Consider the following 21,774-nt stretch of genomic DNA (forward strand, 5'->3'; position numbering starts at 1 on the left):
TAAGTAGACTGGAGAGGGGAGTTTTAAGTTGGAGCACCTCGATCAGCACTTAAAGATGAGCGTTTTACGTGATGCGGACGCGGTGGCCTACTCATTCGAGGATCGTCGCGTAGACTACCGAACGTTTGATCGAGATGTGCAGGATGTCGCAGTTTCTCTCCTGTTGCTCGGTTTTAAAAAAGGAGAGGGCATCGCACTCATCTTGCCAAACTCAGATGCTTTTTTAGTCCTCTATCACGCTGCGCTTCGTATTGGCATGTACTGTGTCCCCTTGAATCCGCTTTATACCCCGTCGGAACTGTTGTTCATGATCCGCGACAGTGCTGTTAGATGTATCGCGGCACCTTCGCAAATGGCGTCTCTCGCTCCTGTCATTCAGTCGGAAGTGCCCGGTGTAAAGCTCATCTTGGTGGGGGATGATGCTTCTGACAAGGCGGATGGCATTTACAGCTACGCTTCACTTCTTCACAATGAAATAGAAGGCAAAGATGATGTTGAAAAGGAAATCTCACGGATCCCGCGCGACCCGGATGACCTTGCGGTGATCCTATATACGAGCGGGACGACGGGGAAGCCAAAGGGTGCGATGTTGACACACGCAAACCTCGCCTCAAATGCGATGACAGTTGGTGATTATCTAAAGTATACGGCAAGTGACAGGATTCTTACCGTCCTCCCTATGTTTCATGTCTTTTGTCTGACGGTGTGCGTGAATGCAGCGATCTATCGCGGCGCCGAAATGATTCTTCTCTCCCATTTTAGTCCAACAGAACTGTTTGAAATCATTCCTGCGCGACGCGCCACGATCTTTGCAGGTGTTCCCACGATGTACAATTTTTTGCTGCAGGCAAGCCAGGAGCGCACGCTCGATTTTTCGTCACTGCGCTACTGCATCTCAGGCGGCGCAGCCATGCCGGTGGCTTTGCTCACGGCGTTTGAAGCGCGCATGGGGGTCACTGTCTTGGAGGGGTACGGACTGTCTGAGGCATCTCCTGTAAGCGCCTTCGCTCCGGTTGACGGCCGACCGCGAAAAGTTGGTTCGATCGGCGTAACACTTCCTGGTGTTGAGCAAAAAGTCGTCGATGAATCTGACCGAGAAGTGGGCGTGTCCGAAGTCGGTGAATTGGTGATACGCGGCCCTAATGTGATGAAAGGTTATTGGAATCTGCCTGATGCGACAGCCCAAGCGCTGCGCGGTGGGTGGCTTCATACGGGGGATATGGCAAGGGTTGATGAGGACGGTTATTTTTATTTGGTTGATCGCAAGAAAGACATGATCATCGTAGGCGGGTTTAACGTGTATCCGCGCGAGATTGAAGAGGTGCTCTATCGCTGTGAAGGGGTGAAAGAGGCGGCAGTGATTGGTGTGCCGGACGAAGCGTATGGTGAGGTTCCGGTCGCTTTTGTCGTTCCTGGCCGAGAGACGCTTCAGCAAGAAGATGTCAAAGCGTTTTGCACGGAGAATCTCGCCAAGTATAAACGGCCTGCCCGCGTGATTTTTATTGAAGAACTTCCTAAAAATACAGTGGGGAAAATCTTGCGCCGTGACCTGCGGCAGTTTGCTTAGTACACTCAGGCAATGATCGATCGAAAATGAAAGGGTGCCGTTTTCATGGCACCCTGACTGCGTAATTATCCTTTATAGCGTGTGACGGATTCTTCATAGATGCGTTTTGCCTCAGATGGACCTTTCCAGCCTTCGATCTTCGTCACTTTGTTTTCGAGGTCTTTGTATACTTGGAAGAAGTGAGCAATTTCCTTTAGTTTGTGTGCAGGGATGTCGTCGAGTGTATGAACATCCTTAAATCGTGGATCTTTTGTCGGTACGCCAAGCAGTTTTTCATCTTGACCTTTGTCATCGGACATCAGCAAGACGCCAATCACGCGCGACTCGATGATGCATCCGGGAAAGGTTGGCAATGTTGTGAGGACAAGGATATCGAGTGGGTCGCCGTCTTCTGCGAGCGTGTTTTCGAGATATCCGTATTCTGTTGGGTAGTGAAACGGGGAATAGAGTACGCGATCGAGTCGGTACACGCCCGCCTCTTTGTCAAATTCGTACTTGTTTTGACTACCCGTAGGGATTTCTATGTGTGCATCAAGAATGAATGCGTCTGACAACAAAAGCCCTCCTGACATGGTTTACAGATTGACGAATACGGTATTTATTATACGTAATAAATGAGGACAGGGCAAAGCGGCAAAACTGTGCTGATTATGACGATTGACGTGCGGCTGTGATATAATACTGACATCCTAGGGATCATAGGTCTTGCCGCGACAGGGCTCTGTGAAACCGGTGCAATCGTTTGGAGGTGAATTCCCCCCTCGCATGCCTGATTTTGAGAAGGTATCCGAGGTGTGAGGAGACGGTGGGTCATTCCACAAATTTATTTGACCTTGTTTTATCTGTACTTTTAATCGGAGTAAACGGATTCTTTGTTTCCGTTGAGTTTGCCATTGTTCGGTCGCGCAAAACGCGTATCGAGCAAAATGTGCAGCAAGGCAACCGACTTGCACAACACGCCATGGATATCATTCAACAGATCGATGGGTACTTATCGGCTACGCAGTTAGGCATCACTCTGGCGTCGCTTGCGCTTGGCTGGGCATCACAGCGCGCCCTTTCTCCGATCATAGAAGATTTTTTGCTTCAGATAAAGTTGGTTTCACACTCAGGGAGCGGGACTGTTTTTGTCGTCTCAGGCATCATTGCATTCGCACTGATCACCTTTCTGCAGATCGTGTTTGGCGAACTCGCACCAAAAAACCTTGCAATTTCTCGCCCAGAGTCCTGGCTCATGCTTGCGTCGATACCACTTAAAGGTTTTTATCGCATCATGTTTCCGGCCATTTGGCTTCTAAACCGAACGGCATCTGGCGTTGTGCGAATGGCGCGTGTTCGCGCGATCTCAAACGCAGAATTGGCTCACTCAGAAGAAGAACTGCGAATGCTCGTAACACAGAGCCATGAGAGTGGTGTCATCGACGAGACAGAGCGTGAACTGTTTAATAATGTGTTCTCATTCGCAGATCGCGTCGCGCGGGAAATCATGGTTCCGCGCACAGACATGGTCACACTTTTTACGGATCAATCGCTGCGCGAGTGTCTTGAGGTCGTAAAGAATGACCGACACACCCGTTTTCCGCTCTGTGAGGATGACAAAGATCACGTTGTTGGTATCATTCATAGTAAGGATCTTTTCAAATTTGCGCTGGCTCACGGAATGGATTCGGCTGAACCCGTGCGCCGCTTGGCGAGAAAAAGTGTCATGGTGCCAGAAGCAATGGGGATTGATGAGGTGCTCAAAGTGCTTCAGCGTGAGCGATCGGGTCTCGCGATCGTTATTGATGAGTACGGTGGAACGGCGGGAATGGTTTCGCTGGAAGACATTATTGAGGAATTGGTCGGTGAGATTCAGGACGAATTTGACGAGGAACGCCCACCGATTGAAGAGTTGGAGGGCTATTTTTCCATTGATGCGCGCATGCTCATTGAAGAGGTGAATGAGCTGTTTGGCTTCGAACTGTCTGATGAAGAAGTGGATACAGTGGGCGGGTTTGTCTATTCCCAATTGACGGCGCCGCTTCGTGTTGGACTTGAAGTTTATCATGAAGGCGCGCGGTTTGTGGTTTCGGAAATTGATAACCTTCGCGTGACGCGCGTACACGTCTATCCACCTGACATGGCTGAACGCCCAAGTGCAGACGAGACATGACAGTGGTTACGGAGTGGTATGAGTGAATAATGACAAGGTTGCGATTCGCTTTCAGCCGCAGCGTACAGAGATTGCGATTGAACGGGGTAGCACCATTTTGGATGCCGCCATGCTTGGCAAGGTCACCCTTTCTCACAAGTGTGGTGGCCACGGTTCCTGTGGGACGTGCAAAGTGATTGTTGACAGCAAGACACTGCTTGAATCCCCTAATCTTCGCGAACATCGACACCTTTCAGAGGGGCAACTGCGGATGGGATATCGTCTCGCTTGTCAGTGCCAATTGACAGGACCTGCGACAGTTCAGGTTCCGGAAGAACCTCTGCGTCGGGTGGTTCGCGAATTGCTCGCCGCGATGCGCGAGACGGATGATGCGAAGATGACAGAATGAAAAATCCCCATGATCTGCTCACAGATCGTGGGGATTTTTTGACAGATCTAGGCTTCGTGAACGAGTTCTGTCGATACTCCGGAGTCCCATTGATCCTTGTATTGGAGTTCGTACAGTGTTTGATATAGGCCGCCTGTCTGGAGCAGCTGTTGGTGTGTTCCGTGCTCGCGAATCTTCCCTTTGTGAAGGACGATGATTTGGTCGGCGTGTTGTATGGTGGACAAGCGATGGGCGACAACAAGTGTTGTGCGATCCTTCATCAAGTTTGTCAGCGCGTCTTGAATCACAATCTCTGTTTCTGTGTCAATGTTTGCCGTCGCCTCATCAAGCACCAGGATACGCGGGTCAAACGCCAAGGCGCGCGCGAAGGCGATCAATTGTCGTTGACCATAAGAGAGCGTGGCGCCGCGCTCCATGACAGGTTCGTGAATGCCTAAAGGAAGGGCTTCGATGAACGGGCCTGCGTTCACTTGTTTGAGCACTTTTTCAATCGCCTGGTCACTCAAATCTTCGCGGTTGAGGCGGATATTTGAGGCAATGTCACCTGTAAACAAAAAGACGTCTTGAAGGACCATGGCGACATGGCTGCGCAGCGTGGCGAGGGGAAGCGTGCGAATGTCGATGCCGTCTATGCGAATGCTTCCTTTTTGAATCTCATAGAGACGCGATAGAATGTTTAGGATCGAGCTTTTTCCCGCGCCAGTCGCTCCGACGAACGCCACCGTCTGACCTGGTGATACGTGAAAGCTGACGTCGCGCAACACCCAATCTTCGCCTTGGTAGGCGAACCATACGTGATCAAATTCGATTTCTCCGCGCATTTTTGGCAAAGCGACGGGGTTTAGCGGTTCTTCAATTCGCTCCTCTGTATCAAGAAGAAGAAAGATACGCTCAGATGAGGCCATCGCTGACTGCAAAATGTTGTATTTCTCAGTCATGTCGTTGATCGGTTGAAAGAACTGTCCGACATAGGTAATGATCGCATAGAGCGTGCCGAAATTGACGGTGTGTGAGATGGCCGCTCCGCCGCCAAACCAAATGAGCAGCGCAAGTGTCAGGTCTTCAATCAGATCCATGGAAGGGCGAAACACGGCGTTTGCCTTGAGTTCGCGCCAGCTTGCATTCAAATGATCCTGATTGATCGCGAGAAAATTTTGGAACATCGGCACTTCGCGATGAAAAATTTGAATGATGCGCATGCCTGACAGATTCTCGGCCAGCATCGCGTTGATGCGTGCGAGTCGAACGCGCACTTGGCGATAAGACTCACGCGCGACCCGGCGATAGATGATAGAGGCGATCGCGATCAAAGGAATGGCGACAAACGCGATCAGGGCTAGTTTTACGTTTAGATTCAGCATGACAAGGATAATGCCGATGAGCAAAAAGAGGTCATTGAAAACGTTGACCATGAGGTTTGCGTACATGTCATTGAGGGTTTGTGTGTCATTCATGACGCGCGTCACGAGACGGCCAACAGGATTACGGTCAAAAAAGGCGATGGACAGTCCTTGGACGTGCGTGAAAATATCGGTGCGGATGCGAAAAATGATGCGTTGCACGGTCCACTGCAGGATGTAGGTCTGGATGTAGTTTAAAATACCACCGAACAGAATGAGCGCGAGATAGATGCCGCCTAGCCAGAGCATGCCAGTCTGATCATAGCGATACACGCTTGCGAGGTTTTTGCGGGCGATCCAACTTGTGGGATAGGTGGTGTTCCCAATGCGTACAGCGTTGTGCGAGATCGTTGGCGTGCCAAAAAGCGGAGCAAGGTGTCCGGCGGTGTAAAATTCTTTGGCAGGTGCCGCGATCAGCGCCGTTCGCTGACCGATGGGCAGAAGTTCATACAGTGTGCCGGAGACTTTTGTTGATGTGGGGAGATCCTGTACGCGTGCGTAAGATGCACCGTGAACTGTGAGCACCACGTTCGGCTGTGTTTTAGAGACCTGCATCATGGGTTGTGAGAAGGCCGTCATGTGATTGTCAATCGCAATTTTCATCAGATAAGGCCTGGCGAGATTGGAGACAGTCATAACGAGCAGGAGCAGGACACACAGTGCGACCCAGAAGCGATGAGGCCGGGCATAGCCGATCAAACGCTTCATTAATTTAGCGTCATACGCTTTGCCGAGTGAATCTTCTTCGTGTAGGTTTGACATAGAACCTCCTTACGCATCACCGCTGGCGATTTGGTCTTCAAGTTGTTGTTTGCGATAGAGTTCGGCATAAATGCCATTTTGCCGCAGCAAATCTTCATGTGTGCCTTGTTCTGCGATCGCGCCTTCATCAAGGACGAGGATGAGATCCGCGTCTTTGATCGTTGAGATGCGATGTGCGATCAGGATCGAGGTGCGCTCGCTCAGAACACGGTCAAGCCCGCGCAAAATGCGATCCTCCGTGCGTGTGTCGACCGCCGAAAGGCTGTCGTCAAGGATGAGAATCCGCGGGTTTTTGAGCAGCGCGCGGGCGATCGAGACGCGTTGTTTTTGCCCGCCTGACAAGGTCACCCCGCGTTCGCCAAGCATTGTTTCATAACCGTGTGGAAAATCGATGATGTTGTCGTGGACATCGGCGATGCGCGCGGCTTCTTCAATCTCCTCCTGGCGTGCCTCGTCTACGCCAAAAGCGATGTTTTCGGCGATGGTCTGTGAAAAGAGAAAATTGTCTTGCGGCACATAACCGATCGCCTGGCGCACATCGCGCAGGCGCAAGAGGCGGATATCGGTTCCGTCAATGAAAATCGTTCCTGGCGGTGGATCGAAAAGACGCAATAAGAGATTGACGAGGGTGGTTTTTCCGCTGCCCGTACGCCCCACCAAGGCGATTCGTCCGCCTGCCGGAATCTGAATGGAGATATTTTTGAGAGACGGTGTTGTCGCGCCGCGATGGGTAAAGGTGAGGTTGCGGATTTCAATCGCTCCGGAAAGTGTGCGTTTTTCCACAGCCAACTCGTGATCCGTGATTTCTGGTCGCTGATTGAAGATGCGGTTGATCCTCTCCATGGATGCGCTTCCGCGCTGAAGCATGTTGATGACCCAACCAATGGCCATGATTGGCCACGTGAGCAATCCGAGATAGCTTGTAAATGAGATGTATTGCCCCAATGTGATGCGATGGTCGATCGTCAGGATGCCCCCGTAGACGAGTGCGATGAGAAAGCTAATCGAGGAGATGATCTGAATCAGTGGATTATAGATGCTTTGAATGCGCGCGAGCGCCATCTGCCTGCCAAAATAGCTGCGGTTCCCTTCCGTGAATTTTTGCACTTCCGCCTGTTCCTGGACAAATGTTTTGACAACGCGCGCGCCAGCCAAACTCTCTTGTACGCGATCGGTGAGCGAAGAGAATGCGTCTTGAACGAGAATGAAGCGACGGTGGATGACACGGCCAAAAAAGAGCACGGTGACTGCGAGAATTGGGAGTGGCAGCAAGGAAAAAAAGACGAGACTGCCCTGAACCGTGTTTAGCATCACGATGACGGTTGTGATGATAAGGAAAAAAGGGTCTACGATCATGACGAGTCCTGAACCGAGCGCCATGCGCACGGCGTACACATCATTTGTCGCGTGCGCCATCAAGTCTCCCGTCTTATGCTGATTGAAATAGTTGGTTGAGAGGGTCTCTAAGTGTGAAAACAGTCTGTTGCGAAGCTCAAACTCTAAACGGCGGGATGTTCCAAAAATATGCATGCGCCAGCGATAGCGAGAAAAACCAACGAGAAAACCGAGCGCGCAGAAAATACCTGCGTAAAAGCCCAACCGCGAGATGTTCAGGGAGCCGTTGGCGTACGCTTGTGCGAAAGAGCCGAGAATTTTTGGAATGATTAACTGGAGACAGTCAACGAAAACAATCCATAAGAGACCTAACGCGTATTGGCCGCGGTTGGCCCATAGAAAATCGCGGACGGTGCGAAACTGACCCACCGAATTCCTCCTTTATGTATTATTTTTACAGAATTGAAGAAGCTCGACGCAGCGCGGCGCGTCGAGCGCGAGATGCACATTTATAATGAGGATGAGAGAATCGTATCAGATCTTTCGGAATCCGTATAGATGTTGTCCGAATGATCAGGGCGTCGCGCTCACGGATTGCATGATGGAAGATACGTAGTTCTGAGTCTCCGGGTAGGGCGGAATTCCGCCAAAGGCGTCTACGGTACTTGGTCCGGCGTTGTACGCTGCCAACGCAAGGGGGACATCTCCGTGATAACGGTGAATCAATTGGCTTAAATAGGACATGCCTGCTTGCAGATTTTGAACAGGATCATAAGCGTTAGTAACGCCGAGCGACTGTGCGGTTTGCGGCATCAATTGCATCAGGCCCATCGCTCCTGCTTGCGATGTGGCGTTTGCGGAAAAGTTCGACTCCTGTTTGACGACGGCAGATACGAGACTTGGACTGAGTCCGTATTGGGGAGCAAGCGCCGCGATCATCGCTTCATAGTGGGCAGTCGTCGCGGAACCGCTGCTTGATGAGGGCGTCTCTGCGGAGGATGGGTTCGAAAAGGTTTGCATCGGTGCGCCGAGCGTTTGCAGTGTTGCAGGTGAGAGGGAGCTGCCGCTTGAGAATCCGGTCACGCCACCCAGTGCGGCGGCGAGATTTGAGAGATTGGCGGTTGATCCGGACTGAGCAGCGGTTGCGAGCATGAGGCTTAGCAACTGGCTTGATGTGCCTCCGAGCAAACCTCCGCTGGCTGTACCGCTCATTCCGCCGAGTAACGAAGTGAGTGACGAACCGCTCATTCCGCCGAGTAACGAAGTGAGCGACGAACCGCTCGTTCCGCCGAGTAACGAAGTGAGCGACGAACCGCTCGTTCCGCCGAGTAACGAAGTGAGCGACGAACCGCTTGTCATACTCGTCCCTGACAGACTTCCTGATAGCGAGAGCGCGGACAAACCGGAGAGCTCCGTTTGGGCAATTGTCTGCAAAAGTGCGGATTGAAAGGCGGTCAAACCGCTTGAAGGGAGCGCTTGGGAAGCGGCAGCGCCGCCACGCATTTTGGCGGTCACTTCGCCTGGGGGCAAATTCGTTGTAGAAGACGCGCGCAACGGATCAAGGTTCATCGTGTTCATTCATACCTTTCACGAGCCTGGAAATGGATGTAGGCTGCAATGATTTTACCAAAAGGTCACAGAGTGGGTCTACAAGATCTGCGAGTGGACGCGCTTCTTTTTCGAGAAGTCTCATCAACAGAACCTCATGGATCGCACCGAGCCATGCGTATGCCGTAAGCGTGCAGTCAATCGGTTCGATGGATCCATTTTCCACCGCCTGCTCCAAATGGCCTGCGATAAACCGCGCGATTGCGCGATGTGCCGCATGGACTTGGCGATCAAACGTTTTGCCGAGTCCTGATGCCTCCACAAACAGCAGGCGCGTCGCCTTTTCGTGGCGTGTCAGCGTAGACAAAACGACGGACAGCGCCGCACGGATTTTCTCTACAGCGCCGTGACGGGCATCGATGGCCTGGTTTGCGCCTGCCAGCAGGCGGTCAATCAGTGTGTCAAGAAGTACCTCGAAGATCGCCTTTTTCGAAGGAAAATGAAAATAAAAGGCGCCTTTTGAGGTGGAGGATTCGCGCGTTATATCGTCTACGAGCGTATCGTTATACCCTTTTTCTGAAAAGACATCCATGGCGGCCTGGAGAATTTTGTTTCTCGTTTCTTTTCGTCCGCGCTCTTTTCGTTCACGACTTTCCGCCTTTTCGCCGGCCGGATGCTCATCTAGTTCCACGGGATGTAATACACCTCCACCTCGTCGCCATGTGCAACAGGAGAAGTAAACTCAGCCTCTTCTCCGTTGATTTTCATGACAAGCCGTTCACGTCCGCGCACGCCAGCCCGCAGCGTTTCGGATAGGAGAAGAACCATCGTACTCATCGTGGGCGGTGTTTCTTGGCGACCTTCTGTGGTGATCACGTCGCCTTGTTCAAGGGGGGCCTTGAGATCGCACGGCGCACCGTTTTTCAGGATTCGCTCGATCAATGGAATCTCTCGCCGAATTCCGTTGACAAGGACGGAGATCCCTTCTCCCGCGCGATAACCTGCGGCGCAAAGTGCGTCATGTACAGTGGGCGGAGCAGATGTCGCACCTTTAAGCGAGAAGGCGAGTCCCTCTACAATTGTTTCGTCCCAGGAGAACTGAGGTTCAATGAGCATGGTTTGCCACTGCAGTTCAAGCGGTTTTTCATCGACGACAACTGCGATCCGCTCTACGACATTGCGGCCAATGATCGTGCCCACCCACTCGCTGATCGTGGGCCATTTTGTCACGATGACATCGCGGTCGCTGAGTTTGCTGTGGGGCGTAGCAACTCGGCCATTTTTTAAAATACGCGGCAATACGCGTTGTACCGTTCCGTTTACAGTCATCGAGATAGGACTTATCGTAAGCACATCAGCAATTGTGCCAAACGCGTCTTTGCCGTCTTCTCCAACGGCGACACTTAGCGTATCGCCTGCCTCAAGGGTGTCATCAAGCAGGCACGGGATTCCATTTTTTTGCACGATGCCTTGCGTCCCAGGCGATCCGGGAAGCGAGCGAATCTCTTCATTCACTTCAACCACAAGTGCATTTCCAGCGCGCGCCCGCAAGCGGCGAAGATCGAGTCCACACTCTGTCAATGCGTCGCCAACTGTCATCTGCCGCATGGCAAAAAGGCGGTGATCCCGCCCATCATAGCGCACTGTGATCGGTGTAATCTCTGAGTTCTCGGCAGTGAGCGCGATGCCAATCGGGGTGACGGATTCCGGACCGTATAGTGTTTCTGTGCAGCCTTTTGCCTGATGGATCGAAACGCGGTCGCGAACTCGGATGCGATCGAGCGGGAGACCGAGCTTATCGGATAATTCTTTTTCAAGAAATGGCGTTTTTGCGCCACCGCCGATCAACATGAGCGCATCCGGCGCTTTTTCGTTGAGGCGAATAATCTCATCAGCAATCTTTTGCGCCAGGTCAGAGACGGCAGGACGCAGTGTTGCGAGCAGTTTTTTGGATGACAGGTGGCGCGTTTGACCAAGCACGTCTTCTACATCGATCGCATCCAAATCAAGCGAGCGTTTGACGCGCTCGGCAACCGGAAAGTCGAGCAGATATGCTTGTTCGAGCGCTTCGGTGATCTCGTCTCCGGCGACGGGAACCATGCCGTAGGAGCGCACAGAGCCATTCCCCGTCAGCGCGACATCAGATGTTCCGGCGCCGATGTCAACCAATGCGATGTTCAAGTTCCTCATACTAGAAGGCACGAGGGCGTGGAGCGCTGCAATCGGCTCCAGCGTGAGGCCGCGCATCATGAGTCCGGCATGTGTCAAGGCCGCATCGAGTGACTCGATGACGGTGCGCGGCAAAAATGTCGCGATGAGCGAAACGCTGGCCTCGTGCCCGCTTTGCCCTATAAGGTTAACCATTCGCTCGCCATCGAGTGTGTACTCGCGGACGCTGTACCCAACACAGTGAAGGAGTCCTGTCGGCTTTTGGTGGGAGCGCGCCTCAAAACCCCACTTCGCTTTGGCCGATTCGATGGCGACCATGTGGAGTTGATGGAGATCCTCTTCCTTGCACGGTACGAGCAGAGGAATTGTCGCACTGGCAGTCACTGTCTGCAAGGAGCGCCCTGCCGCCGCAACGGAGACCTTTTTGAGTGATACGCCAGAAGTGTTTTCAAGCGCGCGCGTCACCTCTTGAATGACCGCAGCAACCGCACGCACATCGTGGATCTGACCGTCACGCATCGCGCGGTCGTGATGTTCCTGCGTTTCAACTGCGTGAATCTCAATTCCTTGCGCGGTTTTAACATAAAGGAGTCCCGTTACGCCGCGCGTCCCGATATCAAGCGCGTACGCCCACTCGCCCATTTTGTTCACCTTGTCCTCAATCCCGTTTTTTACAGCCCAATTCGCGGGTAACATGTTATGAGATTGAAAAAAGATAGCCGAGTCGACTCAACCGATCGGATAGCTCTTTGATTTGTGCGAGGTCGCGCGTCTCGACGGAGAGCTGTACCTCGACTTGTCCGAGTGTCATGGCCGATCCGAGTCGATGATGTTCAATCGACACGATATTGACACCGGTTTCTGCCACCGCGCGCAAGAGTACCATGAGTGAACCGGGACGGTCGGGAATCTTTGTAACGTATCGCGCAAACCGCCCCGCCGCGCTCAGACCGTGTTCAATGATGCGCGACAGAAAACTGACATCCACATTGCCGCCTGACAGGATGACCGCTGTTTTGTCTGTAGACTTTGGTAGCTTGTCCGTGATGACTGCCGCGACGGCAGCCGCGCTAGCGCCTTCGCTGACCACCTTGCAGCGTTCCAAGAGTACAACCATGGCGCGCGCAATCTCCTCGTCGTCAACACAGACAACATCATCCACGTAGTTTCTTATCGCTTCAAAAGTGCGCACGCCCGGTCGCTTGACGGCGATGCCATCGGCAATGGTTGAAACGTGATCAAGCGATGTGATGTAGCCGGCTGCGAGTGACGCGGTGACACAGGCAGCTCCGCTTGCTTCGACGCCGTAAATTTTAATCGAAGGTTTTAAGGCTTTCAGTGCAATGGCGATCCCGGAGATTAGCCCGCCACCGCCGATCGCTGCGACGACAGATTCCAAATCGGGTTGTTGATCAAGAATTTCGAGCGCAATGGTGCCTTGTCCCGCGATGATATCGTCATCGTCAAACGCCGAAATGAACGTCATTCCCGTTTCTTTTTGAAGTGCACAGGCGTGAACAAGCGCCGCGTCAAAATCTGCGCCATGCAGTGTGACGGTTGCACCATAGCTGCGCGTCGCCTCTACTTTTGAAAGAGGGGCTCCGCTTGGCATGACGATGTGGCAGGGAATGTTTAACGCGTGCGCAGCAAACGCGACGCCTTGTGCGTGGTTTCCGGCAGAGGCGGCGATGACACCGACTTCCTTTGCTTCTCTTGATAAACGTTGAATTTTATTATAAGCTCCACGAATTTTAAATGATCCCGTACGCTGTAAGTTTTCGAGCTTGAGATAGATCGGTCGCTTTGCAAGCTCACTGAGGCGATGTGAAAAATCAAGCGGTGTTCGTTCGCAGACTCCCGCGAGCAGGTTTTGCGCCTGCCTTATTTCTTCAATTGTGATGGTCAAATCATTCACCCCGCCTAAATCCTGAAAAAAGCAGTGTTTTTCTTTTCGATCCTGTGAGTCTATGGTACATTGTATCAAAAACATGAGCCGGAAGGGAGGTTTTGCGATGAGCACGGAGGCGGATCAAGTCATCGGGCGGCTTTACCCGCGTGTTCGCGAGACGCTTCACAAGATACGCCCCTATGTTCCAGGGAGACCTGCCACCGATGTGATGAGGGAGTTTGGACTCTCAGACGTGGTGAAACTGGCCTCGAATGAAAATCCGTTCGGCTCATCATCGCGCGCGAGAGAAGCCGTTTTTGAAGCTGCACAAGAGATGCATCGCTATCCAGATGGCGCAACGCAGTCACTGCGCGCGGCGATTGCCAGACACCTCACTTTGCAGCCGGATCAGGTATTGGTGAGCAACGGCTCTGACGAGATGATCAAAATGGTCTCTGAGACGTTTTTGCAGCCAGGGGATGAAGTGGTGGCGCCTTTTCCTTCCTTCGCCCAGTATGGGTTTGGGGCAAACGTGATGGGTGCAACGATGGTGAACGTCCCTTTGACGCCCTCCTTTTTTTACGATGTGGACACGCTGCTTGCGCGCATCACTGAGCGTACGAAGATTGTGTATCTCTGTTCGCCAAACAATCCGACGGGCACGTGGCTTACGCACAAGCAGGCGGAATCCTATATGGCGCGTGTTCCCGACCATGTTCTGACCGTTTTTGATGAGGCGTATGTCGAGTATGTCGACGCAGAGGATCCGCTCGATACGCTACCCTGGATTCGCGAGGGAAAGGCGGTGCTGTCGCTTCGCACGTTTTCAAAAATGTACGGACTTGCCGGCTTGCGCCTTGGTTATGCACTGGGGAATCCGGGCATTCTCTCCTTTATCGAGAAGGTGCGCGAACCGTTTAACGCAAATGCACTGGCACAGTGCGCGGCAGAAGCTGCGCTTTCGGATACGGCGTTTGTCGAGATGGTGCGCAGGAAGACAAAAGAAGGAAGACGCCAAATCGAGGCAGGCGTGAAAGCGCTGGGCTATCATACCGTGCCATCCCAAGGGAATTTTACATTAGTGTATACAGGGAACGGTCGTGAGACGTTTGAGCGTTTACAGCGTCTGGGGGTCATTGTGCGTGCGGGCTTCCCAGGCCTTGATGCGTATATACGGGTGTCAATTGGCACATTTGAAGAAAACGAACGGTTTCTTCAGGCGCTTAAGACGCTATCTTAAGAAATAAAGAGAAATGCAGAGCAGAGCTAAGGGAGAAGATGGAGATGGCAGAAGACCGTTTGAAAGATTTGCGTTCTGAATTGGACGTTATCAACCTTGAATTGTTGCAATTGTTGAGCAAACGCGCCGATGTCGTGCAGCGTATCGGTCAATTAAAACAGGCGCGCGGTGTGGCGATTTTTGATCCGGAACGCGAAAAACAGCAATTGGATCGATTGGTTCAAGAAAACCCAGGGCCCTTTCCAGACAGTACGATCCGCCACCTGTTCAAACAGATTTTTCAGGCTTCGCAAGGTCTTCAAGAGGAGCAACGCAAGCTGCTTGTCAGCCGGCAGCGCAGTCACGAAGATACGGTTGTCACGGTTCGCGGTATCAAGATTGGCGGCGGTGTGCCAATCATCGTCGGCGGTCCGTGCTCTGTTGAAACGGATGACCAGATGGAAAAGATCGGCCAAGAAATGCAGGCGCAAGGCATTCAACTCGTGCGTGGCGGCGCATTTAAACCGCGGACATCTCCGTATGATTTTCAGGGGCTTGGCGAAAAAGGATTGCGCATGCTGCGCGATACGGCGCAGAAGTATGGCTTTGCCACCGTATCAGAGATTGTCAATCCGGCTGATGTGGAAATGGCCATCCAGTATGTGGATATGATCCAGGTTGGCGCCCGGAACATGCAAAACTTTGAGCTTTTAAAAGCAGTGGGCAACACGCGTGTTCCCGTGCTTTTGAAGCGCGGTTTGTCGGCGACCATTGAAGAACTCATCTACGCGGCTGAGTACATTGCGGCGCGCGGAAATGAGCGCATTGTCCTTTGCGAGCGCGGGATTCGCACCTATGAGAAGGCGACGCGAAACACGCTTGACATCTCCGCCGTGCCGATCTTGAAACAGGAGACGCATCTCCCTGTGCTGGTTGATGTCACTCATTCGACGGGGCGAAAAGACATCATGCTGCCCGTCGCCAAAGCGGCGCTTGCCGTCGGCGCAGACGGTGTCATGGTGGAGGTTCATCCGGAGCCGCAAGTTGCACTATCCGACGCAAAACAGCAGATGAACTTTGCAGAGTTTGAAGCTTTTATGGAGGCACTTCGCAGTGCAGGCATGATTCCGGCGCTCACGAATTCGCTTCGTTGATGCCGCGTCTTTATGGTGGTCTGTGAGAGTCAACAGGTGTGAGATTTTGTCTGCGGGTCTATGTGCTTTATGGCAGGCGCTTCCTCCGGGAGGCGCCTGTCTTTACATTATCTTTACATAACGGCGATGTTTACTTTACAAAGGATTGCTAGAATTGCTTGTAAGCTGTGGGACGTCTGGAGGGTGAGGGATGTTGTTGAAAAGAAGAGTCATTACTTCTGCCCTCGCCGTTGTCGCAATTCTCGTTGCAGGCATCAGCCTCCAATCCTTTGCGGCATCTTCGACGGGTGTATCCAATTTGACGGGTGCAGGATCAACATTTGACTATCCATTCTTTAATCGCGCGTTTTATCTCTATGCGATGCAAAACCATGTGAATGTTAACTATAGCGCGATCGGAAGTGGCGGGGGGATTCAGCAGTTTTCGGAGGGCACAGTAAACTTTGGCGCATCGGATGTTCCGATGAATGCGGGAGAATTAAACATCGCGCAAAGAATCGGCGGGGCAGTCATTCAGATTCCCATCGCGCTCGGCGGTGAAGCGATCAGCTATAACTTGCCGGGCATTCACACAAGGCTAAGGTTTACACCTCACGTCATTGCGCAAATCTATCTCGGACAAATCAAATCATGGAATGATCCGCGCATTGAAGCGATCAATCCAGGCGTGAAACTCCCGAAGTTGCCGATCGTCGTCGTCCATCGCTCAGACGGGTCCGGCTCGACCTACATCTTCACAGACTTTTTGAGTGCGATCAGTCCCCAATGGGCGCACCGAGTCGGGTGTGGCAAGGCTGTAAATTGGCCTGTCGGCATCGGCGCAAAAGGGAATCAGGCAGTTGCGCAAAGCGTAAAGGACACCGTGGGGGCGATTGGCTACGTGGAACTCGCGTATGTCCTTCAGTCCAAGATGCACTATGGCTATGTACAAAATCGGGAGGGGCAGTATGTGCTCCCGACTCCTGCGACCATCGCGAATGAAGCGGCGCAAAAACCAAGTGTCACGTCAAAAGATTTTTCCATCGTCTGGTTACCGGGTAAAAACGCATATCCAATCTCGGGTTATTCGTGGGCGCTTCTCTACAGGAATCAAAGGACTGCCGCGCTAAAAAAAATGCTTGTCAACCTGCTGACGTGGATGGAGGGGCCGGGACAAGATCAGGCGGCCGCCATCGACTATGTTCCACTGCCTGCAAACATTCGCCGACAAGCACTTTACCTGCTTGACACAGTGAAGTAAATCAGGCAGTATCTGCTCATATCGGAAAATGCAGTACATTTGTGTGCAACAGAGGCGAATCTGTTGCACTTTCACTGTGTCTGTGAGAAATGATACAACGATTTTTTGAAATGGTAGGGAGTTGGAGGGGGCGCCGTGTGGCATCGGATTGCTGAGCAGATTACACAAACATGGGTGCGTGTCAGCCTCCTCGTGATGCTTGCGCTGCTTGCAGCGCTTCTCATCATGTTGATCGGTCAGTCGATGGATGCGTTTCATGCATTTTCCTGGAAGTTCCTTGTCATCTCGACATGGGATCCTGTTCATCGTATTTTTGGCGCTTTGCCTTTTTTATACGGTACGGTGGTCACGTCACTTTTTGCCATCGTCAATGCCGGAATTATCGGTGTCGGATCATCCATCTTTCTCGTCTATGTATTGCGCGGAACCCTTCGGAATGTCTTGGGGCTCTTCATCGAATTGTTGGCGGCCATTCCGAGCGTTGTCTACGGTTTGTGGGGAATCTATGTGCTGGCACCTTGGCTGCAGCGTACGGGTGAGCCCTTTTTGCACAAGTACCTCGGCTTCTTGCCACTGTTCTCGGGCACCATGCTCGGTGTCGGTTTTTTGGCGGGAGGTCTCATTCTGACTATCATGATTCTGCCGACCATTACAGCCATCTCGCGCGATGTGTTGCAGGCCGTGCCGACGGATCTCATTGAGGGCGCCTACGCTATCGGGGCAACGCGGGTCGAAAGCATTCGCTATGTGGGGTTTCCGTTTGCCCGCTCGGGGATCATCGGCGCACTCATGCTTGGCTTTGGGCGTGCGGTGGGCGAAACGATTGCAGTGACAATGGTAATTGGAAATCGCCCGCAGATTGTCGCGTCACTTTTTGCGCCAGGCTACACGATGGCGAGTGTGATTGCCAATGAATTTACAGAAGCAACGAATCCTTTATACACGTCATCACTCTATGAAGTCGGGTTGATTCTCCTTTTGACGACCGTTATTTTCTATGGTGGTGCACGTTTTCTGGTGTGGAGAATGTCGCGAACGGCGTGAGGAGAAATCGCAGATGTCGCAAGGGATCAGAGAGAAACACCTCGGGCTTCGCAAAGCGAAAAACGGCCTTTTTTTGAGTGTCGCAGGCTTGCTTTTGCTGATCGCTGTCCTCCCGCTTTTTCTCATCGTGGGGTATGTCATTCAGCAGGGATTGCCTGATTTGAACACACAATTTTTTACTCTTCCGACAGAGCCGACCGGAATGCCTGGCGGCATGGGCAATGCGATTCTTGGGTCTCTTGAGATCATCGGTTTTGCCACGCTTTTCAGTCTGCCGCTCGGGATAGGAGCTGGAATCTACATCTCGGAGGGAAGGATCGGCTGGATCAAGAGCGTTTCTCGGTTTGCCGCGGATGTGTTGTCAGGTGTGCCCTCCATTGTCGTGGGGTTGCTCGCGTATGTGCTTGTCGTGCGCCCGATGGGTGGTTTCTCGGGATTTTCTGGGAGTGTCGCGCTAGCGATACTGATGATCCCGATCATCGCACGCCAAACGGAGCAGGCGCTTCGCTCTGTGCCGTCTTCCATTCGCGAGGGGGCGCTTGCGCTTGGCGCCAGGCGAACACAGGTGTGGCTGAAGTTTGTCTTGCCGAGTGCCGCGGGCGCTGTGATTACTGGTTTTATACTCGCGTTTTCTCGCGCACTCGGCGAGACCGCTCCACTGCTTTTCACTGCGTTTGGAAATGAGTTTTGGTCAACGAACATGATGCAGCCGCTTGCAGCCATTCCGCTTCAAATTTTTGTCTATGCGCTCAGTCCTTACTCAGATTGGCAGAAAGAGGCTTGGACAGGTGCGCTGATTCTGGTCATTCTTGCACTATCGATGAATCTCGTTTCACGTGTGGTGGAACGCAGGCGCTTTCGTTAGTCTTAACTCAAAATGCCAAGTTTGCAGATAAGGACTCCTTTTATGAGTAAAGGCGGGGTGGACGTGCAACTCAAGATAGACGAAGACACACACGCTGCATTTTTGCGCGCGCGTGGACCATTTCGTCTTTACGCAGTCGCGGCTGGCGAAGGGTGAGGGGCAACGGTTCAGGCAAGGATTGCCTGTTCTGGCCCTCACGGTGTGGATCTTGTTTTGTCTGTTGAAACCTTGACGTTTGCCGTCGATCCTGTGCTCATTTCTTTGTATGGCGAACGCTTGCGCCTGCGCGGAACGCGTGTGTTCACGCTTTCGACAGGAGAGGAAACGGTCTATCTCGGGCATTTGGAGTGCTGAGTGCGCAGTGAATTTCCATTGCGCTTCGTGGTACAATCAAGGATGGAAAGTACGCGTTGCGCGCAGTTTTGGGCTGTGAAACCTTTTTGCATCTGGTGCGTAAACCTCTTTCGTAACGTGCTGTTACCTTTTTACACGCTGATGAAACATAGCGTAAATTGTATGGGGAGGAACGAATGTGGCCATTTTCAAAAGGATTCGGGATATCACTGCGGCGAGTGTCAACGACATGCTGGATAAGGCAGAAGACCCCGTTAAGATGATCAATCAATTCTTGCGCGATATGGAAGCTGAAATTGCGGAGGTTGAGACCGCAGTCGCCAAACAGATCGCCATGGAGCGCCGGTTTCAGGAACAGCGCGATGAAGCGGCGGCACTTGTGAAAAAACGCGAAGAGCAGGCGATGAAGGCACTTGAGCTAAACAATGAAGAACTCGCGCGCAAGGCGCTTTCTGACAAAAAAGAGCAGCAAGATCGATTGAACACCTTTTCGGGTGAGTATGATCGCGCAAAGGCGCTGGCGGATGAGCTGCGCGATCGCCTTGACCAGATGAAGGATGAATACTTGAAGATGAAAGGCCGTCGCGAGATGCTTGTGGCCCGTGCGGATGCAGCCAAGGTTGAAAAGCAGATCAACCACGCGATGGGGTCGTTTAATACAGACAGCGCGGCGCGCGGATTCTCGCGCATGGAAGAAAAGGTTCGTCAGATGGAGGCAGAAGCTGAGGCGAGCGGTGAGCTTCGTAAGCCGAAGGCAACACTTGATGATGAGTTGGAGCGTCTCGGAGATCACAGCGTCGAGGATGAACTGCAGGCATTAAAGGCAAAGCTAGCCAATAAAGAGTAACGCAGCGTTTACGTTCCACCCGCAGGATGTGTCCGAGCGGGTGGAGCGCAGCGCAGGTTTTCAGGAGAGTTGGGACCCGCCCGGTTCGCTCCCTGGTGGTGGCGTCTTCCCTTGGGAATAAACGGGATTCTCGTCTTTAAAGGGTGAAACCACCTGCTGGTTCGCTTCCCAAGGCGTCGCCTTCCCTGGCTTATCGTGCGGATAGAGCAAAGCGCCATAAGGACCTTCTGGAAACTCCTCGTGCATGAGCGTCTCCCAGACGTTTGTGATGTAGCTCAAGTCAGCGGTCATGCCGATTTTTTCCCGCGAAGTATCTTTGTGCAAAGCGATTCCTCCTTTTCTTTACATTTGCGGTTAGTTTAACCAACGCTGCAAGGAAAGAAACCAAGGATCGCAAGGAAGGTGAATGTATGAATCCGCTCGTTTGGATCGTGCTCGGTCTTGGGATGGGGCTTATTGAACTGTTTAGCACGACGTTCGTTCTCATGTGGATCGCGGGTGCCTCTGTGGTGACTGGTTTGCTCGCTTTTTCCATGAAGCAACTCGGGGAACAAACGGCGATCTTTTCGGTTCTCACGGCGCTGCTTCTTCTCTTGACGCGGCCGCTCGTCAAACGCTGGCGGGATAAGAAGTCAGGATTTCAATCGCATATTTCTGAGTTGGTTGGAGAGCGCGGTGTGGTCATTTCGCGCATCGAAGCCGGAAAGACGGGAATGGTGCGCGTCGGCAGTGACGTGTGGAGCGCGCGCTCTGCATCCAGTCAAGATTCATTTGAGCCTGGTCAGTGGGTGGAGATTATGGAAGTGAGAAGTTCACTTTTGGTCGTAGGACCCCGAAAATCCTCCTGAGCGAATGGAGTGATTCATCATGCTTGGTCAAGAAATCGTCCTAATTGTCCTTTTGCTTCTCATCGTCGTCATTGTCCTTCGATCGATTCGCATCATACCGCAACAGCAGATCGCCATTGTCGAGCGACTGGGCAGATATCACCGCTCTCTGTCCGCCGGTATCAACTTGGTCTTTCCCTTTGTGGATCGCATTGTGCGCAAGCTTGATCTAAAGACGCAGCAAGTGAGCATTCCGACGCAAGAGGTCATTACAAAAGACAATGTAAAGATACGTATTGATACGGTTTTTTTCTATACAGTTATCGATCCGAGGCAAGCCACATACAACATTTTTGATTTTGTTCAAGGTATTCAAAACATCACTGCATCCAATATTCGGCAAGTGGTCGGTCACATGGAACTGGATGAAACGCTATCTGGTCGCGACCGTATCAGTTTTGAACTGCGCCAGTCGCTTGACGAGGTGACGGAAACCTGGGGCGTGCGCATTGATCGGGTTGAGGTGGTCGATATCCACCCGCCGATTGAGATCCAGGCGTCAATGGAGAAACAGATGAAAGCGGAACGCGAAAAGCGTGCAAATATCCTGCAGGCAGAGGGTGAGCGACAGGCAGCGATTTTGCGTGCAGAGGGAGAGAAACAGTCGATTATCTTGCGCGCGGAGGCTGACAAAGAAGCGAACATTCGCCAGGCAGAAGGTCTTCAGCAGGCGCTGATTCTTGAGGCGAACGGAAAGGCTGAGAGCTTGCGTTTAATCGCAAACGGTGAGAAGCAGCGCATTCAGATGTTGGTGGAGGCGGGGCTTGATGAGCGTGTCCTCGCGTTTCAGTCATTTGACGCGCTGAGGCAGATGGCACAGGGCACCGCGAGCACTATTTTTGTCCCGACAGACGCGGTCAGCGTCTTGGGGTCGCTCGGCGCGATCGCAAAAGTGTTTCAACCGTCAGCGCCGCCGGTAGTAGAGACCCCAGAATCTTGAGCGAGAGGCGCAGTG

Annotated in this window: 20 protein-coding genes; 12 read left to right on the forward strand and 8 right to left on the reverse strand. The window is 52.5% G+C overall.

Annotated elements, in window-relative coordinates; genetic code table 11:
* Positions 1–28: 28 nt before the first annotated feature.
* The gene (locus ATW55_RS03100; protein WP_268753355.1) at positions 29–1,567 is read left to right on the forward strand and encodes a long-chain-fatty-acid--CoA ligase; all 1,539 of its coding nucleotides are present in this window, start codon (positions 29–31) and stop codon (positions 1,565–1,567) included.
* Positions 1,568–1,632: 65 nt separating this feature from the next.
* On the opposite strand, the gene ATW55_RS03105 is transcribed toward ATW55_RS03100, so the two are convergent.
* Positions 1,633–2,139, reverse strand: a complete 507-nt coding sequence (locus ATW55_RS03105; protein ID WP_067712197.1) for an inorganic diphosphatase — start codon at positions 2,137–2,139, stop codon at positions 1,633–1,635.
* Between the two features lie 233 nt (positions 2,140–2,372).
* Between ATW55_RS03105 and ATW55_RS03110 the strand changes: the two genes are divergently transcribed.
* Positions 2,373–3,719, forward strand: a complete 1,347-nt coding sequence (locus ATW55_RS03110; RefSeq protein ID WP_067712200.1) for a hemolysin family protein — start codon at positions 2,373–2,375, stop codon at positions 3,717–3,719.
* 22 nt (positions 3,720–3,741) lie between these two features.
* Entirely contained in the window at positions 3,742–4,107 is a 366-nt protein-coding gene (locus ATW55_RS03115) for a 2Fe-2S iron-sulfur cluster-binding protein (RefSeq protein WP_067712203.1), read from the forward strand.
* Between the two features lie 47 nt (positions 4,108–4,154).
* Here ATW55_RS03115 and ATW55_RS03120 read toward each other — a convergent pair whose 3' ends face one another.
* The 6 genes from ATW55_RS03120 to ilvA form a co-directional block, all read right to left on the reverse strand.
* Entirely contained in the window at positions 4,155–6,269 is a 2,115-nt protein-coding gene (locus ATW55_RS03120; protein ID WP_067712207.1) for an ABC transporter ATP-binding protein, read from the reverse strand.
* Positions 6,270–6,278: 9 nt separating this feature from the next.
* A complete protein-coding gene (locus tag ATW55_RS03125) occupies positions 6,279–8,033 on the reverse strand; it encodes an ABC transporter ATP-binding protein (protein ID WP_067712210.1) in 1,755 nt (584 codons plus the stop codon).
* A 144-nt stretch (positions 8,034–8,177) separates the two neighbouring features.
* Positions 8,178–9,173, reverse strand: coding sequence for a lytic transglycosylase domain-containing protein (locus ATW55_RS17070; RefSeq protein ID WP_067712213.1), 996 nt, complete (start codon positions 9,171–9,173; stop codon positions 8,178–8,180).
* Entirely contained in the window at positions 9,163–9,843 is a 681-nt protein-coding gene (locus tag ATW55_RS03135; RefSeq protein WP_067712216.1) for a TetR/AcrR family transcriptional regulator, read from the reverse strand. The genes ATW55_RS17070 and ATW55_RS03135 overlap by 11 nt, the downstream gene beginning before the upstream one ends.
* Positions 9,834–11,963, reverse strand: a complete 2,130-nt coding sequence (locus ATW55_RS03140) for a cell division protein FtsA (RefSeq protein ID WP_067712220.1) — start codon at positions 11,961–11,963, stop codon at positions 9,834–9,836. The genes ATW55_RS03135 and ATW55_RS03140 overlap by 10 nt, the downstream gene beginning before the upstream one ends.
* 55 nt (positions 11,964–12,018) lie before the next feature.
* Complete coding sequence (gene ilvA / locus ATW55_RS03145; protein WP_423742947.1) at positions 12,019–13,227, reverse strand: threonine ammonia-lyase; 1,209 nt, start codon at positions 13,225–13,227, stop codon at positions 12,019–12,021.
* A gap of 106 nt (positions 13,228–13,333) precedes the next feature.
* On the opposite strand from ilvA, the gene hisC reads away from it, so the two are divergent.
* The 7 genes from hisC (at position 13,334) to ATW55_RS03175 (ending at position 19,932) form a co-directional block, all read left to right on the forward strand.
* Positions 13,334–14,449 (forward strand): histidinol-phosphate transaminase, encoded by a 1,116-nt coding sequence (gene hisC, locus ATW55_RS03150; protein WP_067712225.1) that lies wholly within the window; start codon positions 13,334–13,336, stop codon positions 14,447–14,449.
* Between the two features lie 44 nt (positions 14,450–14,493).
* Entirely contained in the window at positions 14,494–15,582 is a 1,089-nt protein-coding gene (locus ATW55_RS03155) for a bifunctional 3-deoxy-7-phosphoheptulonate synthase/chorismate mutase (protein ID WP_067712227.1), read from the forward strand.
* A 190-nt stretch (positions 15,583–15,772) separates the two neighbouring features.
* Entirely contained in the window at positions 15,773–16,822 is a 1,050-nt protein-coding gene (gene pstS, locus ATW55_RS03160; protein WP_067712230.1) for a phosphate ABC transporter substrate-binding protein PstS, read from the forward strand.
* Between the two features lie 135 nt (positions 16,823–16,957).
* Positions 16,958–17,866 carry a phosphate ABC transporter permease subunit PstC gene (gene pstC, locus ATW55_RS03165; RefSeq protein WP_067712233.1) on the forward strand — a complete coding sequence of 303 codons (909 nt, stop codon included), beginning with the start codon at positions 16,958–16,960 and terminating at the stop codon, positions 17,864–17,866.
* A 13-nt stretch (positions 17,867–17,879) separates the two neighbouring features.
* Entirely contained in the window at positions 17,880–18,731 is an 852-nt protein-coding gene (pstA, locus tag ATW55_RS03170) for a phosphate ABC transporter permease PstA (RefSeq protein ID WP_067712238.1), read from the forward strand.
* A gap of 213 nt (positions 18,732–18,944) precedes the next feature.
* Positions 18,945–19,085, forward strand: coding sequence for a hypothetical protein (locus tag ATW55_RS16225; RefSeq protein WP_160327151.1), 141 nt, complete (start codon positions 18,945–18,947; stop codon positions 19,083–19,085).
* 178 nt (positions 19,086–19,263) lie between these two features.
* On the forward strand, positions 19,264–19,932 hold the full coding sequence (locus tag ATW55_RS03175) for a PspA/IM30 family protein (RefSeq protein ID WP_067712241.1): 669 nt from the start codon (positions 19,264–19,266) through the stop codon (positions 19,930–19,932).
* Between the two features lie 60 nt (positions 19,933–19,992).
* Here ATW55_RS03175 and ATW55_RS03180 read toward each other — a convergent pair whose 3' ends face one another.
* A complete protein-coding gene (locus ATW55_RS03180; protein WP_067712245.1) occupies positions 19,993–20,256 on the reverse strand; it encodes a hypothetical protein in 264 nt (87 codons plus the stop codon).
* 86 nt (positions 20,257–20,342) lie between these two features.
* On the opposite strand from ATW55_RS03180, the gene ATW55_RS03185 reads away from it, so the two are divergent.
* Positions 20,343–20,780 carry an NfeD family protein gene (locus tag ATW55_RS03185; protein WP_067712248.1) on the forward strand — a complete coding sequence of 146 codons (438 nt, stop codon included), beginning with the start codon at positions 20,343–20,345 and terminating at the stop codon, positions 20,778–20,780.
* Positions 20,781–20,799: 19 nt separating this feature from the next.
* On the forward strand, positions 20,800–21,759 hold the full coding sequence (locus ATW55_RS03190) for an SPFH domain-containing protein (RefSeq protein ID WP_067712251.1): 960 nt from the start codon (positions 20,800–20,802) through the stop codon (positions 21,757–21,759).
* The last annotated feature ends 15 nt before the right edge of the window (positions 21,760–21,774 follow it).

The organism is Ferroacidibacillus organovorans, assembly GCF_001516615.1.
Lineage (GTDB): Bacteria > Bacillota > Bacilli > Alicyclobacillales > SLC66 > Ferroacidibacillus > Ferroacidibacillus ferrooxidans_B.

Coding starts and splice junctions, on each gene's coding strand:
- ATW55_RS03105 (WP_067712197.1), bottom strand. CDS start 2,139: ATGTCAGGAGGGCTTTTGTTGTCAGACGCATTCATTCTTGATGCACAC.
- ATW55_RS03120 (WP_067712207.1), bottom strand. CDS start 6,269: ATGTCAAACCTACACGAAGAAGATTCACTCGGCAAAGCGTATGACGCT.
- ATW55_RS17070 (WP_067712213.1), bottom strand. CDS start 9,173: ATGAACCTTGATCCGTTGCGCGCGTCTTCTACAACGAATTTGCCCCCA.
- ATW55_RS03140 (WP_067712220.1), bottom strand. CDS start 11,963: ATGGGCGAGTGGGCGTACGCGCTTGATATCGGGACGCGCGGCGTAACG.
- hisC (WP_067712225.1), top strand. CDS start 13,334: ATGAGCACGGAGGCGGATCAAGTCATCGGGCGGCTTTACCCGCGTGTT.
- ATW55_RS03155 (WP_067712227.1), top strand. CDS start 14,494: ATGGCAGAAGACCGTTTGAAAGATTTGCGTTCTGAATTGGACGTTATC.
- pstS (WP_067712230.1), top strand. CDS start 15,773: ATGTTGTTGAAAAGAAGAGTCATTACTTCTGCCCTCGCCGTTGTCGCA.
- pstA (WP_067712238.1), top strand. CDS start 17,880: ATGTCGCAAGGGATCAGAGAGAAACACCTCGGGCTTCGCAAAGCGAAA.
- ATW55_RS03185 (WP_067712248.1), top strand. CDS start 20,343: ATGAATCCGCTCGTTTGGATCGTGCTCGGTCTTGGGATGGGGCTTATT.
- ATW55_RS03190 (WP_067712251.1), top strand. CDS start 20,800: ATGCTTGGTCAAGAAATCGTCCTAATTGTCCTTTTGCTTCTCATCGTC.